This is a genomic window from Pedobacter sp. BG31 (assembly GCF_042464845.1).
Taxonomy (GTDB): Bacteria; Bacteroidota; Bacteroidia; order Sphingobacteriales; family Sphingobacteriaceae; genus Pedobacter; species Pedobacter suwonensis.
Window position 1 is genome coordinate 35,335 of record NZ_JBHNZK010000028.1, and the last position, 15,539, is coordinate 50,873.

Sequence of the window (15,539 nt, forward strand, 5' to 3'; positions counted from 1 at the left end):
CGCTATGTCAGTAAGTTGGGGTTACTCTCCTAAAATCGAAAAATTTATTCCCCTGGCCGATTTTCCGGCAGATAAATATTTAATTGTTGCCAAACAAGCTATAGAAAATCTTGGCTGGGCCTTAAGTCACGTTTCCGAAACCGGCTTAATTGCCTATACCCCGATATCCTTCCAGTCGTACAGCGAAGAAATATCAATCCGTATCCACGGAAATTTTGCAGTGGTAAAAAGTGAATGCGTTGGGATCCAGATGCTCTTTAACGATTACGGTAAAAACGATCTCAATCTGGAGAAATTTTTTCACGAATTTGAATATGTAGAATTCCACCTGAAAGATGTTTGGGAAGAGAATCTGCAAAAGTTTCACCAGTTTATTGCAACGCAAGATGACCATTACTTCGAAAAAGCTCCTTTGGCTACGAAGAATAAAATCAAAAACGTGTTGTTCTTGCTTTTCCCCCAGAAAGGTTATACGGTAACGCCAATAATTGTTCTGCTTAATACGTTATATTATATCGCAATTGTCTTATTGTCAATTGTATTCATTGCCTATCTGTCGCTAAAAACCGGACATGCTTCTCAAGAAGATTATCTTGCAGAAATAAAACGATTAGTATTAAACTTTGGTGTCAATCAACGCAACCTGGTTCTTGGAGGGCAATATTGGCGCCTCATTACTTATCAGTTTATCCATGGATCGGTTTCGCACCTGTTTTTTAATATGTATGCCCTGGTTTACCTGGGTTTGATGATTGAGAATAAACTAGGCTGGAAAAAATACCTTTTTATTTATTTAATGAGCGGGGTTTGTGGTGGTTTGGTCAGTTTGATTTTTCATCAGGAAGGGGTAATGATGGGTGCATCCGGAGCCATTATGGGCCTGTATGGGGCTTTTATTGTGCTGTTGATTACAAAGTCTTTCGAGCCTAAAGCCACTAAGGCCTTATTAGTGAGTACACTAATTGTATCATTATTGGTGGTCATAAATGGCGCATTTGGTAAAAGGGTAGATAATGCAGCGCACATCGGGGGCTTTGTTTCCGGTTTTATTATTACTTATCTGCTCGCCTATGAGCCTAATAAAACTATTGAGGTTAAAACCCGGACAAGATATGCAGTATCGGTACTTTTATTTTTAATGTTTTTTAGCGGAGTGCTTCATTTTAGTCCGAAATACGGGACAGAGGAATATCGAAAACTAAGAGATACTTTTAATGCTAATCTGGGTTCACTAAATAACATTATGAATTTGAAAATCTCTTTGCCTAAAGATGTTAAACTTACTTCTATTAAAGAAGATGGTATCATACCCATGGAAAGAAACCTGATCATCATCAAGCAAATGCAGGCCCTGACTTTGAGGCCTGAAGATGCTAAAGAACGCGCAGAAAAAGTAAAACTGAGTAAAGCATCGCATAGGGCCGTAATGCTGATGTATCGGGATATTAAGGCCGATAGCACTTATCGGTATAGCAAACAGACTTCTGCCGCATTGGCACAGGTTTTCGAAATTCTTTACAAACCGGATTAAATTATCCGGCTTTTTTGTACAATCCGATTTCGCTTAATGTAATACAGACCGGCGATTTGGTAATGTTTATTTTTATTTTGTCCGTTGTAACAGGGTTATCCAATTTAACCAGGCGTTTTGCGCCAATACTCGTACCATCGTAAACCTTTTTCCAGGCATTGTTCTCAAATACTTCAATGTTGTAGGCTTCTATCCGCTGACCTAAAGGAATGTACTCTTGTAGGCTGATAATATCAAAGGTTTTAGGGGTTCTCAAATCAAGTTCTAAGGTCGCCTGGTGTATATCGTCATGGGTGGCCCAATAAGTCTCTCTCTTGCCGTCTAGCAGCGTAGCAACATCATAATTTTTCCCTCTGCTATCATTTGCTTTAACCGATGCATTTTTGGCCAGGTTATCTTCGAAAGTATGTTTAACCATGTCGCCAAAAGTTTTTAGTGCAGCAACATCATCATCATGAAGTTGTCCACGCGTATCGGGTGCTAAGCCAAGGTCTAAACCTGCACCGCGGCCAACGCTTTTTAAATACAGATCAAACAATTCTTCCGGGCTTTTTGGCTTTTCGTTAGGGTGATAGAACCAACCGTTTCTAAGCGGAACATCGCATTCTGCCGGCATCCAGAATTTACCATTTCTGATGCCTTCAGGGCTTTGCGGGTAGTTTGCCTGCCCGGGTACGGCTTCACTTTTTCCGTCCGGAGCCATCGGGGTGAAAGTAGCCCAAGAGGTTGGTGCAGCATGTCCGTCTTCATTACCTACCCAGCGGACATCTAAACCGATATCGCTAAATATATTCGCCATGGGTTGCATTTTGCGTGTAATGGCCCAGGTATTGTTCCAATCGTAGTAGGTGGTGTTGTCAATAGAGCGTTTTTCTTTTGCACCGCCATAATAGCCGTCGCCACCATTGGCACCATCATGCCAGCTCATAAAAAGTTCTCCAAAGTTGCTGTACAGTTCTTTTAACTGTGCCTGATAAACAGCAAGATATTTATCTGTACCATAAAGTGGATTATTTCTGTCCCATGGCGAGCAATAAACGCCAAACTTTAATCCGTTTCTACGCACGGCCTGTTCTACTTCTTTAACTAAATTTCCTTTTCCTCCTCTAAACGGACTTTTGCTGATATTATAAGCAGTAGTTTTAGTTGGCCATAAAGCAAAACCATCATGATGTTTAGCCACCAGAACAATACCTTTCAAGCCACCTGCTTTAGCAGCTTTAATAATTTGGTCGGCATTAAAATCTGTTGGGTTAAATGTTTTTGGATCAGCATCGCCAAAACCCCATTCTTTATTTTCAAAAGTAGTTGGTGTAAAGTGCATGATGCCATAAACTTCAACATCATGCCAGGCCAACTGCCTTTTTGATGGTACTGCACCATAAGGTTGAGGAGGGGTTTGAGCATAAATAGCTGTAGAAAGAAGTAAAAAAAGGATCAGGAAAGATTTCATATACTTATAGCTTAGATCAACTAAAGTACAAATAATTAACAATGCTGTTGGTAAGTGTTAACCAATATTTAACCAGTTAAAAATGTGAATACGAAATTGTTTTCACATCCTGAGTGTTACATTGATCCCTCAAACATTTAATTTCACTATATGTTAACTAGAAATGAGCGCCTTTAACCAGCATCCTCCTGATGGAGGTACAGTATATGCAGAAACCAATCTGAGTCAATTATTTCCGGAACCCCTTAATACCCTAACAAGTTGCTTCTTTCTGGCTATAGCGGTATACTGGACATTTAAACTATGGGGTAATTTTAAACAGCACCGCTTTTTAAGTGTAGCATTGGTGCTGCTTTATATCGGCGGTATTGGAGGTACTACTTACCACGGGTTTAGGCGTTGGCCTATCTTTATTATGATGGATTGGATGCCAATTATGCTTTTGTGCCTTTCGGCTGGTGTCTACTTTCTTTCCAAGCTGACCAAATGGTACTTTGCCGTTTTAATTGTAGCGGTTTATGCTTTTTTTCAGTTTTATGTAAGAAGGCTTTTTAGCAATGGCGATTTTCAGATTTTTATCAATATCAATTATGCTTTTATGGCTGCGCTGGTTTTATTTCCGGTGTTTGGGCACTTAATTAAGACCAACTGGAAAAATGGCAAATGGGTTGGTTTTGCCTTAATTGCCTTCATCTTTGCCTTAACTTTCCGGATTGCAGATCAATGGGATGTATTGAGTATCGGCACGCATTTTTTATGGCATACCTTCGGAGCAATAGCCTCCTTTTGTATGCTGAATTATATTTATTTGGTTAATTTTAAAAGGGTTAAACCAAATTCTTATGTTGATTAAAAAAGCAATTTTAGGTCTATTGTTTACCTGTTGTACAGGATATCTTGCCTCTGCACAATTTTATCGGAATGGTAATAAAGAGGTTAAAGAATTTATAATAGATACGCTCAATCTCGATAAGGTTATGTTTGAGATGGAACAAGAGTTAAGGCTTACAACAGCTCAAAAACCTGAAGTTAAAGATCAACTCAAAAAATACCTGATCAAACGGATGCAATACAACGCATTCAAATATAGGGAACCCGAAGAATGGAGGGGAAGATCCAATAACTGGTTATTTGATTTTTCCCGGAATTTAGAAAAAATTGTTAACGAAGATTAGATTGATTGTTTTTGGGAAATGAAACCAGCGTATAAAAACGACAATATCTGGTGGAATATATTCGTGTTTTATTAATTGTCAACCGTTAAAATATTTATGTGATAACATTGGGCTTGTTGAGTAGCAAATCAACAAGCCCAACTATTATTTAGAACTTTGAATGGGCTTTACTGTAGTCCAGTTTCTTTTGCCCGCCTATAGCGTATTCAATACCTCCCCATAAATGTTTTTGAAATTTATCGTCAGCCCAGCCTTCTTTGGTATGGCCCATACAGGTGTAGAAAGCTCTTCCACCATCAAAATTGTGGTACCAGGCAAAAGGATGAAAATCGCCATTCTTACCTCCGGTGTACGATTTTTCGTCTAAATTAATCAACACTTTAATGTCCGGGTTGATATTTTTGAAATTATACAGTTCATCTTTCCTCATCCATACTGAATCGGTAAGGAATTTTGTAGCGGGGTGTTTTTTATCTTTAACAATAAATCTGGCTTCCTGAACAGCGGGGTGACTTATAAAATAAGCGCCAGCCAATTTGCCATACCAGGGCCAATCGTACTCGGTATCTGTTGCAGCATGAATACCCACATAACCTCCACCAGCCTGTATGTACCTTTCGAAAGCTACCTGTTGTTTATCGTCTAATACATCGCCTGTGGTATTCAGGAAAATAACAGTGGCATATTTTTTTAGGTTATCTTCAGTAAAAGCATCAGCATTTTCTGTCGTATCCACTTCAAAATGATGCTCAGTGCCTAATTTCTGGATCACCTCTTTTCCCGTTTCGATGGAGTTGTGCCTAAAGCCCTTTGTTTTGGAGAAAACTAAAACTTTTGCCGATTTCTTCGCTGCGGTATAGCTTTGAAATAAAATTACGGTTGCAACTAATAAACATAAGGACAGGTATTTTTTCATTTTTTCTTTGACTTGGTTAGTAAGATAGATTATTAGCTTTAAATTTAGGAAAGTTGTTTGATAATTTCCATACATCTTTCCTCAACCTGTTTACAAACAGGGTTAAACAGGCTATTATCCCAATATGGATCTGTAACTTCTCCGTTATCAAGAAAAAGTTTAACCTTTTTTCGCTGCTCATCGGTTTTGGCTAAACTTTTAACATCGGCTAAATTGTTCTTGTCCATTACCAAAATCAGGTCATAGTAGTCAAACATCGAAGGGTTAAACTGCTGCGCCCGCTGTTTACTGATATCGTAACCCAACGCCTTCGCTGCAGAAACACTTCTGTGGTCTGGTGCCCGGCCAATATGCCAGTTGCCTGTTCCTGCCGAAGCAATTTCCCAGTTTAAGTTTTGTTTATCTGTCAGATGGCGCATAATGCCTTCAGCTAAAGGCGAACGGCAGATGTTACCGAGGCAAACCATTAAAATTTTCAATTTCTACAGCGCTTTAAAAGTAAATAATAGTCCTTAAGGTTATTGATTATGGATAGCCATAAAACTCGTCATTGCGAGAGAAACGACGAAGCAATCTTTCGTAACAGCGCTCTTGGCTTTAAGATTGCTTCATCGGCTGAAAAAGCCTTCTTGCAATGACGATAAGTTATAGGGACTTATTTTATTAAAATTCTACTATCTCATAACTTATTCTTTATCCGTAAATATCATTCAGCATTTTGGCCAAACGTACACCACCTTTTAATAACTGGTTATTAAGGGTATCAACCCAGTCAAAATTGTAGCGGTAGCTTAATTTAGCATCTGGTTTAGTCGTATCGTAAATTTTATTGCAAATTGTGTATGATTCATAAATACAATCTTTCAGGCTGGTGTTTTGCCAGTTGTAAAGCTGTACAGCTGAAGCATGATTGATGGCTTTTGCATATTCGGTATAACTTAACTGTTGGTATTCGATCAGCTGTTCGTCCCAAACCCTATGGATATTTGATTTCTCATTGAACCAAAATACCGAAACGCGGTTACCGCCCAGGTCTTCTTTACGGGCAACATGCATGGGCTGGCATAAATCTCCCGCCAGGTGAACCAACATGCGTAAAGCCAGTTTTTTTTCAAAAGCTGTACTGCTTGTTTTCTTTAAGATGGCAATCAGATCAGGGATTTTGTTGTAAAGATTTGGTTTTTTATCAGTTTCCAAAAATTGATATACACCACTTTTATCCAATCCAGCCGGAAGATTAACAAAATGCCAGTTGTACAGATAGTTATAAGTAGAATCTGATTTAATAAAATCGCCCCAATTGGCCGACATTGCCAAGGTTTCATAGCCTAAAATACTTTGAATGGCCTTGCGTGTTTTTGCTTTTAAATAACTATCGGCAATTTCGCCAACTACACGATGGCCGATGGTGCCCCATGCATTTGCCTGGATAGGCAAATAGCCTAAAAGACCCAGGGTTAAAGCAATGGTTAATTTCTTTTTAATTGATGTTAAAATCATTTTTATAATTCTTTTGGTACGCAGGTAATTTTTTCTTTAAGTGTTAGTTTAATCTCGCGCTGATCGCTCAAACTCTCTAAAATTAAGCTGTCTGACGATTTTTTGCTGATCAGGAAGTTTTTGTCATACCGGCCGATGCGGTAGCAACCTGATATTTTTTGTTTATAATTGGCATGTGTAAAGGTTGCACCTATAAATAACGTATCTCCTTTAACCCTATACACCCCTTTGGCATATTCTTTCCAGATGCCATTGTTATAACAAGAATCTTCGTAAAAATTTACTTTGCTATGGGTTACCATATCGATATAAACCGAATCGCAGGTGAACTTAAAATGGTGTTGCGTATAATTGCTCAACTTTTGGCTATAAGCAACAGAATCTTCATTCCAAACGCCTTGCATAAAATCTTCTCCCTTACCCTGTATATTGGGCCGCAGACTACAGGCCAGATGTAAAATGGGTAATATAAAAAGCAAGATGTAGCAATTCCTGAAAGCCAGATGCAGTTTGTTCATTGTGTTATTAATTGTTGCTTTTAGGGAACTGATCGTAGATGATCTTATTCTTTTTAACGGTATTGATGATCAGAATCAAAAGACCTGCTGCAAAACACAGGCCGGCTATAAAGCTAATAACGCCCACAATAGTTTGGTATTTCATCACTTCTGTAGGTGTTAAGTTTTGCGCAGCCATGATCAATGGCATCAAAAAGCTATAAAGTATGTTGATAATCAAAGAAATGCCTGAGCCAATGGTCATTAAGATGGCTTCAGCAGAAGGTTTTTTCAATAAAAAAAAGCAACAGGCTCCAAATACAATACCAGGTGGAATGATGGGCATCAAGCTTAAAAGGTTAGAAAGTATTGAATTCATATTGCCTGTGTTTTAATTAGCCGTATTTTAGTCCGAACGACGTGCTGAACTCGTTTAAGCATCTTAAATACTGAAAAGATCCTGATCCCGATGTAAATCGGGATCAGGATGACGATCGTATCTGTATATAACTTATTTCAAGCTGCCAACCATGTCTTCAGGGCGCACCCATTCATCAAACTGCTCATTGGTTAACAATCCCAATTCCACAGCAGCTGCTTTTAAGGTTTTGTTTTCTTTATGGGCTTTCTTCGCAATTTTAGCTGCGTTTTCGTAACCCACATGTGGGTTCAGAGCGGTAACCAACATTAAAGAATTTTGAAGGTGTTTTTCAATTTCAGGTAAATTCGCGGTGATTCCTTCAGCACATTTATCAGTAAAAGAAACACAGGCATCACCAATTAAACGTGCCGATTGCAGTACATTCGCAGCAATTAATGGTTTAAATACGTTAAGTTCAAAATGACCGGTCATACCACCTACCGAAACTGCAACATCGTTACCAATTACCTGGGCACAAACCATGGTTAAAGCCTCTGGTTGCGTAGGGTTCACTTTTCCTGGCATAATAGACGAGCCTGGTTCGTTATCTGGAATTACAATTTCGCCGATGCCGCAACGGGGACCAGAACTTAACATTCTTACATCATTGGCTATTTTCATCAAGGCAACTGCTGTGCGTTTTAATGCCCCTGATAGTTCTACCATCGCATCGTGTGCAGCCAATGCTTCAAATTTATTAGGAGCCGTAACAAAAGGCAAACCGGTTAAATCGGCAATTTTTTTAGCCACTAAAACATCGTATCCTTTTGGCGTATTTAAGCCTGTACCCACAGCAGTTCCACCCAAAGCCAGTTCTGCAACCATAACCAAAGCATTTTTAATGGCCCGGATGCTATTGTCGATCTGTTGTACATAACCAGAAAATTCCTGGCCTAAAGTAAGCGGCGTAGCATCCATAAAGTGCGTACGGCCTGTTTTAACAATCGTACTGAACTCTTCTACTTTTTGGGCTAATGTATTTCTTAACTTTTCTAAGCCTGGAATGGTATTTTCTACCGTAAGTTTATAAGCTGCAATATGCATTGCAGTTGGATAAGTATCGTTTGATGATTGTGATTTATTTACATCATCATTTGGGTGAAGCACTTTTTTATCGTCAGCTAGAGAACCACCGTTAATCACGTGGGCGCGGTTTGCAATCACTTCATTACCATTCATGTTGCTTTGTGTACCCGAACCTGTTTGCCAGATAACCAAAGGAAATTGATCATCTAATTGTCCGGCAATAATTTCATCACAGGCTTTAGCAATTAAATCTGCTTTTTCGGCAGATAATACTCCAAGTTCGTTGTTGGCAAGGGCAGCTGCTTTTTTCAGGTATCCAAAAGCGTGGATAATTTCTTTTGGCATCGAGCCTTCCGGACCGATTTTAAAGTTATTGCGTGAGCGTTCTGTTTGTGCACCCCAGTATTTGTCGGCAGGTACCTGCACCTCACCCATGGTATCGTGTTCTATTCTGAAACTCATTATATTTTCGATTTTGTTGTCGCAAATTTAGGTTTTTTGCCTTTTAAAGCGTTGGATTTATGTAAGATATTTAATGGATAAGGAAATATATAGCCGAAATGTCTGTATTCTTTTTTATTCTCCGTTGTTAACATACAAACATTATCGGTACCGGCTACTTCTACCAATGAAATCATATTCATACCTTTACCGCAGATATGCAGGGATTAGTTATTAAATCTACAGGGAGCTGGTATAGTGTTCTGGCCGATAATGGCGAACGCTATGATTGCAGGATTATAGGCAAATTCAGGATTAAAGGACTTAAAACCACCAACCCGATTGCGGTTGGCGACAGGGTGAAATTTGATCTGGAAAAAGATAGCAGCCAGGGTTTGATCAACGAGATGTTGCCCCGTAAAAACTACATCATCCGCAAATCGATCAACCTGAGCAAGCAGGCCCAGATATTGGCCGCCAATTTAGATATGGCCATGTTGGTGGTTACCTTAGCTTCGCCCCGTACCTCTTTGGGTTTTATCGATCGTTTTTTAGTTACGGCTGAAGCTTATGATGTGCCGGCGGTATTGGTGTTTAATAAACTCGATCTGTTTAGTAAAGAGGGTTTGGAAATTCTGCAGGAGTTTAAAGATATCTATGAAAATATCGGCTATGCCTGTTATGAAGTGTCCGCTTTAAAAGGTATTAATATCCCGGTAATACAGGAATTGATTACGGATAAAATTACTTTGATATCCGGACATTCAGGTGTAGGAAAGTCTAGCTTGATCAATGCTTTAATGCCAGATCGTGATCTAAGAACAGGGGAGGTTTCTGACTGGAGCGATAAGGGGCAGCACACCACTACTTTTGCCGAAATGTTCGAACTGCCACAAGGCGGTTTTATTGTAGATTCTCCAGGCATCAGGGAATTGGGTGTAATCGATATCGAAAAAGAAGAACTGGGGCATTTTTTCAGGGAAATCTTTGAAACCTCGCACAATTGCCGATTTAATAACTGCAGGCATATTAACGAGCCGGGCTGTGCGGTTATCGAAGCCGTAAACGAAGGTGAAATTGCAGTTTCCAGATATGAAAGTTACCTGAGCATTTACCACGGAAACGATACGCGGCATTAGTTTAGTCAGAAGTCGGAAGTCGGAAGTCCGGAGTCCGAAGATGTGATGTGTGATGGTACATTTCTTGATAGCACCAGCGAATTAAATTGAAGACTTCTGCCAAAAAGCTGAAAGACTAAAGGAGTAAATAGCTTCATGAACGACATTTTAACACAAACTGCTTAAAAATCTTTGTGTACTTTGTGGTTAAAAAATAATAGAAATGAAATTTAAACTAGGAGATTTTGTGCGTTTTGTTGATGAAAAACGTGAAGGTTATGTAACCAGAATTATTGATGCGCAGACTTTGGGCGTTACCGATGAAGATGGCTTTGAGATACCTGTTGCGGTGAGCAATTTAACCTCCGTGCATGGTCACGGGGTGGTTGCTGTAGAACCGGACGCGCCCAAACCTATCCAGGTGAATGTTCCCGGTGTTAACAAAATCGAAAATGGCATTTATGTAGCCGTTGCTACCGATGATAAAGCGGGTAATGTAGTACATTTTCATCTCCAAAACCATTCTCCGAACATTTTATTGGTAGGTTTAATTACCGATCGAAAAGGGAAATATGCAGGTGTTTTTCATGGGGCAATTGAATCTTACGGTTCCGCGTTGGTTTATTCTGCATCATTGGCTGAACTTGATCTTTGGCCTGAGTTTAATTTTCAGATGGTGGTATTTAGTAAAGCCGATGTGAAACCCATCGATCCATTGGTGGTCCGTAAAAAGTTTAGGGCAAAAGATTTTAGTACCGAACACAAGGAATTGCCCCAATTGAAGAATAAGGGTTGGTTAATCCGTTTAGATGATCTTGTTCCGGTAACCATTGATCCACAGAAATTAAAGGAAAGTTTCTTTAAATCATCAGAAGAGAAAAGAATGGTAGAAGCGCCACAAAAAGAGATTGATCTGCACATTGAAAAACTAAGAGATGATCATCATTTTTTAGAAGCAGATGAAATGTTGCAGCTACAGATCAGCCATTTTCAAACCGCTATGGATGCTGCAGTTGTGCATCACTTTGATAAGATTGTTTTTATCCATGGTACGGGGAATGGTACCTTAAGGGATAAAATCCATAAACTGATCAGCAGAAATCCCCATGTAAAAACCTATATGGATGCCAGAAAAGAAAAGTTTGGTTATGGTGCTACTGAAGTGGTGTTTAAATAATTTTCAGTTGTCATCCTGAATGCAATGAAGGATCTTTATGTGGTGGCAGTATCACTAATTTAGGCAATGATTTTAGTGTAGTAGTTTCAGGCTATACATTTATTCTTAAGTGTGTTCAGAATGGCAGTGAGATTGAGGTACACTTTTTGCTAAGCTGTAATTTCTTTTTATAAAAGATTAAAACTAGCTTTGCCGCAATTAATGAAACACTTTGTTACCATATCGCTTGTATTTTTTAGCTTAACACATTTGGCAAAAGCCGAACGTGTTGAAGGGCTAAGGATATTAAACGAATATTGCAATGAGCATAATATTTGTGTTAATGCAAGTGGTAAAGCTTCGGTTCAGCTCAATGAAGACCGTAATCCTTATCTGTTATCGTACACCAAGTTAGCCTTAATCGGAACGCAAGCGCCGTTAAAAGTAGCTAAATATGTAAGTGCAGACCAGGTAATTGCTGATTTAACCATCAGGAAAAAACCAAAAAACAACAGTCCATAGTTTTCTTTCTATCTAAAAATCTTTTTAAGATTTAAACCCCATTACACCGACAACTGCCAGACTGACTTAATGCTGACAATGGCTTGGTTGTTGTAACATACCCATTTTTCAATAATAAAATACGATTTAAAATATAATGTTAGGATTTTTAGCGAAGATTTTCGGAAGTAAATCAGAAAGAGATATAAAGGCTATACAGCCATTGGTTGTTAAAATTAACGAACACTACAGTAAACTACCTGCCTTAAGCAACGATGAGTTACGTGGCAAAACCATTGAGTTTAAAGAAAGAATTTCAGCTTTTTTAGCCGATATAGATGAGAAAATTTCGGCACTAAAAGCTGAGGCAGAAAGTGAAGAATTAGATCTTCACCAAAAAACAGCAATTTATGATCAGGTTGATGCTTTGGGTAAAGACCGCGATACGGAGTTGGAAAAAGTACTTTTGGAAATCCTTCCGGAAGCTTTTGCGGTGATTAAGGAAACTTCACGTCGTTTAAGCGAAAACGATTATCTGGAAGTTACCGCAACCCAGTTTGATCGAGATTATGCTGCAAGAAAAAACAACGTAAAAATTGTTGGTGATAAAGCACAATGGGCCAATAAATGGGATGCTGCCGGAACAGAGGTAGCCTGGAACATGGTACATTACGATGTACAGTTAATTGGTGGTATTGTATTGCATAGCGGTAAAATTGCCGAAATGGCTACAGGTGAAGGTAAAACCCTGGTAAGTACATTACCAGCTTACTTAAATGCATTGGCCGGACAAGGTGTACACATCGTAACGGTGAATGATTACCTGGCCCGCAGGGATAGCGAATGGAACGGCCCTTTATTCGAATTTCACGGTTTAACGGTTGATTGCATTGATAAACATGAGCCAAACTCTGAAGCAAGAAGAAAGGCTTATGCCGCAGACATTACCTATGGAACCAATAATGAATTTGGTTTTGACTACCTGCGTGACAATATGTCGCAAACGCCAGACCAATTGGTACAGCGCAAGCTGCACTTTGCGATGGTGGATGAGGTCGATTCGGTTTTAATTGATGATGCCCGTACACCTTTGATTATCTCTGGTCCGATTCCACGCGGAGATGAACATGAGTTTTATGAGTTGAAACCACGCATTGAGCGTTTGGTTAATGCACAAAAAGCCTATGTAACACAAGCATTAAACGAAGCCAAAAAATTAATTAATGCAGGCAACAGTGGAACTGAAGAGGGCGAAGGTGGTTTAGCCTTATTGCGTGCGTACCGCGGTTTACCTAAAAACAAAGCTTTAATTAAATTTTTAAGTGAAACCGGTATTCGTGGTTTGTTGTTAAAAACCGAAAACCACTACATGGCAGATCAATCTAAGAATATGCCAAAGGTAGATTCTGAATTGTATTTCTATATTGATGAGAAGAATAACCAGGTTGAATTAACTGAAAAAGGTATCGAACTAATCACCCAATCAGGTGAGGATCCTCATTTCTTTGTATTGCCGGATGTCGGTACCGAAATTGCAGAGCTCGAAAAATCTGACCTTCCTTTAGAAGAAAAGGTGATGCAGAAAGATGCTTTAATGCGCGATTATTCTGTTAAAGCAGAACGTATCCACTCGGTTAACCAGTTGTTAAAAGCATATACTTTATTCGAAATTGATGTGGAATACATCATCGATGAAGGAAAAATTAAAATTGTTGACGAGCAGACAGGCCGTATCATGGATGGCCGCCGTTACTCCGATGGTTTGCACCAGGCCATTGAGGCTAAAGAAAATGTTAAGGTTGAAGATGCTACCCAAACTTATGCAACTGTAACTTTACAGAACTATTTCCGTATGTACCACAAACTTTGCGGTATGACGGGTACTGCAACAACAGAAGCGGGTGAGTTTTGGTCGATCTATAAATTAGATGTGGTAGAAATCCCGACCAACAGAAATATTTCGAGGATTGATGAGCAGGATTATGTTTATCGCACTGTTCGTGAAAAATATAATGCTGTTGCAGCAGAGATACAATACCTGGTTTTCCCTTATTCTCATTATGAGACAGAATATGAGACAGATAAAGAAGGTAATATAAAACAGAAAGATGGTAAACCGGTTGTTAAATACGATCAAACAGGCAGAGCTGTACCTAAATTGGATGCCAAAGGGGCGTTAATTCCTGCAGTTAACCCTCAAACAGGGCAGTTAGAACCAAAAGCTGGTCGTCCGGTATTGGTGGGTACCACTTCTGTAGAGATTTCTGAGTTATTAAGCCGTATGCTTAAACTCCGCGGCATCAAACATAACGTATTGAACGCTAAAATGCACCAGAAAGAGGCCGATATCGTTGCCGAAGCTGGTCAGGCAGGCACCGTAACCATTGCAACCAACATGGCTGGTCGTGGTACCGATATCAAATTGGGTCCAGGCGTTAAAGAAGCAGGAGGTTTAGCCATTGTAGGTACTGAGCGTCACGAATCTCGTCGTGTAGACAGGCAGTTACGTGGTCGTGCAGGTCGTCAGGGCGATCCGGGTTCTTCACAGTTCTTCGTTTCATTAGAAGATAACTTAATGCGTTTATTTGGTTCAGAGCGTATCTCTAGTATCATGGTGCGTATGGGTATTGAAGATGGTGAGGTGATCCAGCACTCTATGATTACCAAATCTATTGAGCGTGCGCAGAAAAAAGTAGAAGAAAACAACTTTGGTATCCGTAAACGTTTATTGGAGTACGATGATGTGATGAACTCGCAACGTACCGTGATTTATGCTAAACGTAAAAATGCATTATTTGGCGAACGTTTAGACGTGGACATGAACAATATGGTTTTCGATGTTGCGGAAGACATCGTGAGCGAATATAAACAAGAAGCAAATTACGACGGGTTTAAGCTTGAAGTAATCAAAAACTTCTCTTTAGATACAGAGATTACTGAAAAAGAATTCTCTTCAACCAGTATCCCTCAGTTAACTGAAAGGTTATTTGAAGAAGCCGAGTCGTTTTATGCACGTAAATCTGAAGCCATTATTCAGCAATCGTTACCAGTATTAACCCAGGTGTACGAAGAGCGCGGAGAGCATATCGAGCAAATTGTAGTGCCGTTTACAGACGGTATCCGTGGCATTCAGGTAGCTGTTGATTTAAAGAAAGCGATTGAGAATAAAGGAAAAGAGGTGGTTCGTTCATTCGAAAAAACCATTGTTCTTGCTTTAATTGATGATAGCTGGAAAGAACACTTACGTGAAATGGACGATTTGAAACAGTCGGTACAAAATGCAGTTTACGAGCAGAAAGATCCATTGGTAATTTATAAAATGGAAGCCTTCAACTTATTTAAAAACATGCTTAACGCGGTGAATAAAGAAGTAGTGAGTTTCTTATATAAAGGCGGTATCCCGGTGCAACAAGAACCAGATCAGGTAAGAGAAGCACCAGCTCCGGTTAAGCAGCCGAAACTGCAAACTACTAAACAGGAGTTTGGAAGAGAAGAGCCAGGAATCGAGTTTGGCGATACACGTGAAGCGATTCCACAGCAGCCAATCCGTAAAGAAGCAACTATTGGCAGAAATGAACCTTGCCCATGTGGTAGTGGTAAAAAGTATAAAAACTGCCATGGCGCTAATTTATAATTAAGATATACAGTGCTTTACAAGGCCTCAACATTTGTTGAGGCCTTTTTTTGGTGCGCCGGGCATGGCAATCGACTATAGGGTTAAAGTCCCGAACACGCTTAGCAGTAGGAAGTGTTAGCTAAAGACAAGGGTGTCGTGGGTGACTGCGAATCTGAAGGAAGTCGGCG

At 39.6% G+C, this 15,539-nt stretch carries 14 protein-coding genes; 7 read left to right on the plus strand and 7 right to left on the minus strand.

Translation table 11 applies throughout. The features are described from left to right. Nucleotides 1–4 precede the first annotated feature (4 nt). Nucleotides 5–1,531 carry a rhomboid family intramembrane serine protease gene (locus ACFE6N_RS22055; RefSeq protein WP_378940020.1) on the plus strand — a complete coding sequence of 509 codons (1,527 nt, stop codon included), beginning with the start codon at nt 5–7 and terminating at the stop codon, nt 1,529–1,531. A gap of 1 nt (nt 1,532) precedes the next feature. Here the strand turns inward: ACFE6N_RS22055 and ACFE6N_RS22060 are convergent, their stop codons facing one another. After that, entirely contained in the window at nt 1,533–2,984 is a 1,452-nt protein-coding gene (locus ACFE6N_RS22060) for an alpha-L-fucosidase (RefSeq protein WP_378940021.1), read from the minus strand. A 163-nt stretch (nt 2,985–3,147) separates the two neighbouring features. Here ACFE6N_RS22060 and ACFE6N_RS22065 point away from each other — a divergent pair, with 163 nt between their 5' ends. After that, the gene (locus tag ACFE6N_RS22065) at nt 3,148–3,837 is read left to right on the plus strand and encodes a hypothetical protein (RefSeq protein ID WP_378940022.1); all 690 of its coding nucleotides are present in this window, start codon (nt 3,148–3,150) and stop codon (nt 3,835–3,837) included. Then, the gene (locus ACFE6N_RS22070) at nt 3,827–4,159 is read left to right on the plus strand and encodes a hypothetical protein (protein WP_378940023.1); all 333 of its coding nucleotides are present in this window, start codon (nt 3,827–3,829) and stop codon (nt 4,157–4,159) included. The genes ACFE6N_RS22065 and ACFE6N_RS22070 overlap by 11 nt, the downstream gene beginning before the upstream one ends. A gap of 148 nt (nt 4,160–4,307) precedes the next feature. Here the strand turns inward: ACFE6N_RS22070 and ACFE6N_RS22075 are convergent, their stop codons facing one another. The 6 genes from ACFE6N_RS22075 to fumC all read right to left on the minus strand — a co-directional run bounded on the left by ACFE6N_RS22075 (nt 4,308) and on the right by fumC (nt 8,981). Further along, nucleotides 4,308–5,075: a ThuA domain-containing protein gene (locus ACFE6N_RS22075; protein ID WP_378940024.1), complete on the minus strand. Its 768-nt coding sequence runs from the start codon at nt 5,073–5,075 to the stop codon at nt 4,308–4,310. 44 nt (nt 5,076–5,119) lie between these two features. Beyond that, entirely contained in the window at nt 5,120–5,554 is a 435-nt protein-coding gene (locus ACFE6N_RS22080; protein ID WP_378940025.1) for a low molecular weight protein-tyrosine-phosphatase, read from the minus strand. A gap of 214 nt (nt 5,555–5,768) precedes the next feature. Next, nucleotides 5,769–6,575 carry a S1/P1 nuclease gene (locus ACFE6N_RS22085; protein ID WP_378940026.1) on the minus strand — a complete coding sequence of 269 codons (807 nt, stop codon included), beginning with the start codon at nt 6,573–6,575 and terminating at the stop codon, nt 5,769–5,771. A 2-nt stretch (nt 6,576–6,577) separates the two neighbouring features. Then, a complete protein-coding gene (locus tag ACFE6N_RS22090; protein ID WP_378940027.1) occupies nt 6,578–7,093 on the minus strand; it encodes a fumarate hydratase in 516 nt (171 codons plus the stop codon). Between the two features lie 7 nt (nt 7,094–7,100). Further along, on the minus strand, nt 7,101–7,451 hold the full coding sequence (locus tag ACFE6N_RS22095; protein ID WP_378940028.1) for a hypothetical protein: 351 nt from the start codon (nt 7,449–7,451) through the stop codon (nt 7,101–7,103). A gap of 132 nt (nt 7,452–7,583) precedes the next feature. Then, nucleotides 7,584–8,981: a class II fumarate hydratase gene (fumC, locus tag ACFE6N_RS22100; RefSeq protein WP_378940029.1), complete on the minus strand. Its 1,398-nt coding sequence runs from the start codon at nt 8,979–8,981 to the stop codon at nt 7,584–7,586. 197 nt (nt 8,982–9,178) lie between these two features. Here fumC and rsgA point away from each other — a divergent pair, with 197 nt between their 5' ends. The 4 genes from rsgA to ACFE6N_RS22120 all read left to right on the plus strand — a co-directional run bounded on the left by rsgA (nt 9,179) and on the right by ACFE6N_RS22120 (nt 15,369). Then, nucleotides 9,179–10,099 carry a ribosome small subunit-dependent GTPase A gene (rsgA, locus tag ACFE6N_RS22105; RefSeq protein WP_090984293.1) on the plus strand — a complete coding sequence of 307 codons (921 nt, stop codon included), beginning with the start codon at nt 9,179–9,181 and terminating at the stop codon, nt 10,097–10,099. Between the two features lie 202 nt (nt 10,100–10,301). Further along, nucleotides 10,302–11,255: a Smr/MutS family protein gene (locus ACFE6N_RS22110; RefSeq protein WP_378940030.1), complete on the plus strand. Its 954-nt coding sequence runs from the start codon at nt 10,302–10,304 to the stop codon at nt 11,253–11,255. A gap of 201 nt (nt 11,256–11,456) precedes the next feature. Next, complete coding sequence (locus ACFE6N_RS22115; protein ID WP_090984289.1) at nt 11,457–11,756, plus strand: hypothetical protein; 300 nt, start codon at nt 11,457–11,459, stop codon at nt 11,754–11,756. Between the two features lie 136 nt (nt 11,757–11,892). After that, nucleotides 11,893–15,369: a preprotein translocase subunit SecA gene (locus ACFE6N_RS22120; RefSeq protein WP_378940031.1), complete on the plus strand. Its 3,477-nt coding sequence runs from the start codon at nt 11,893–11,895 to the stop codon at nt 15,367–15,369. Nucleotides 15,370–15,539: the final 170 nt, after the last annotated feature.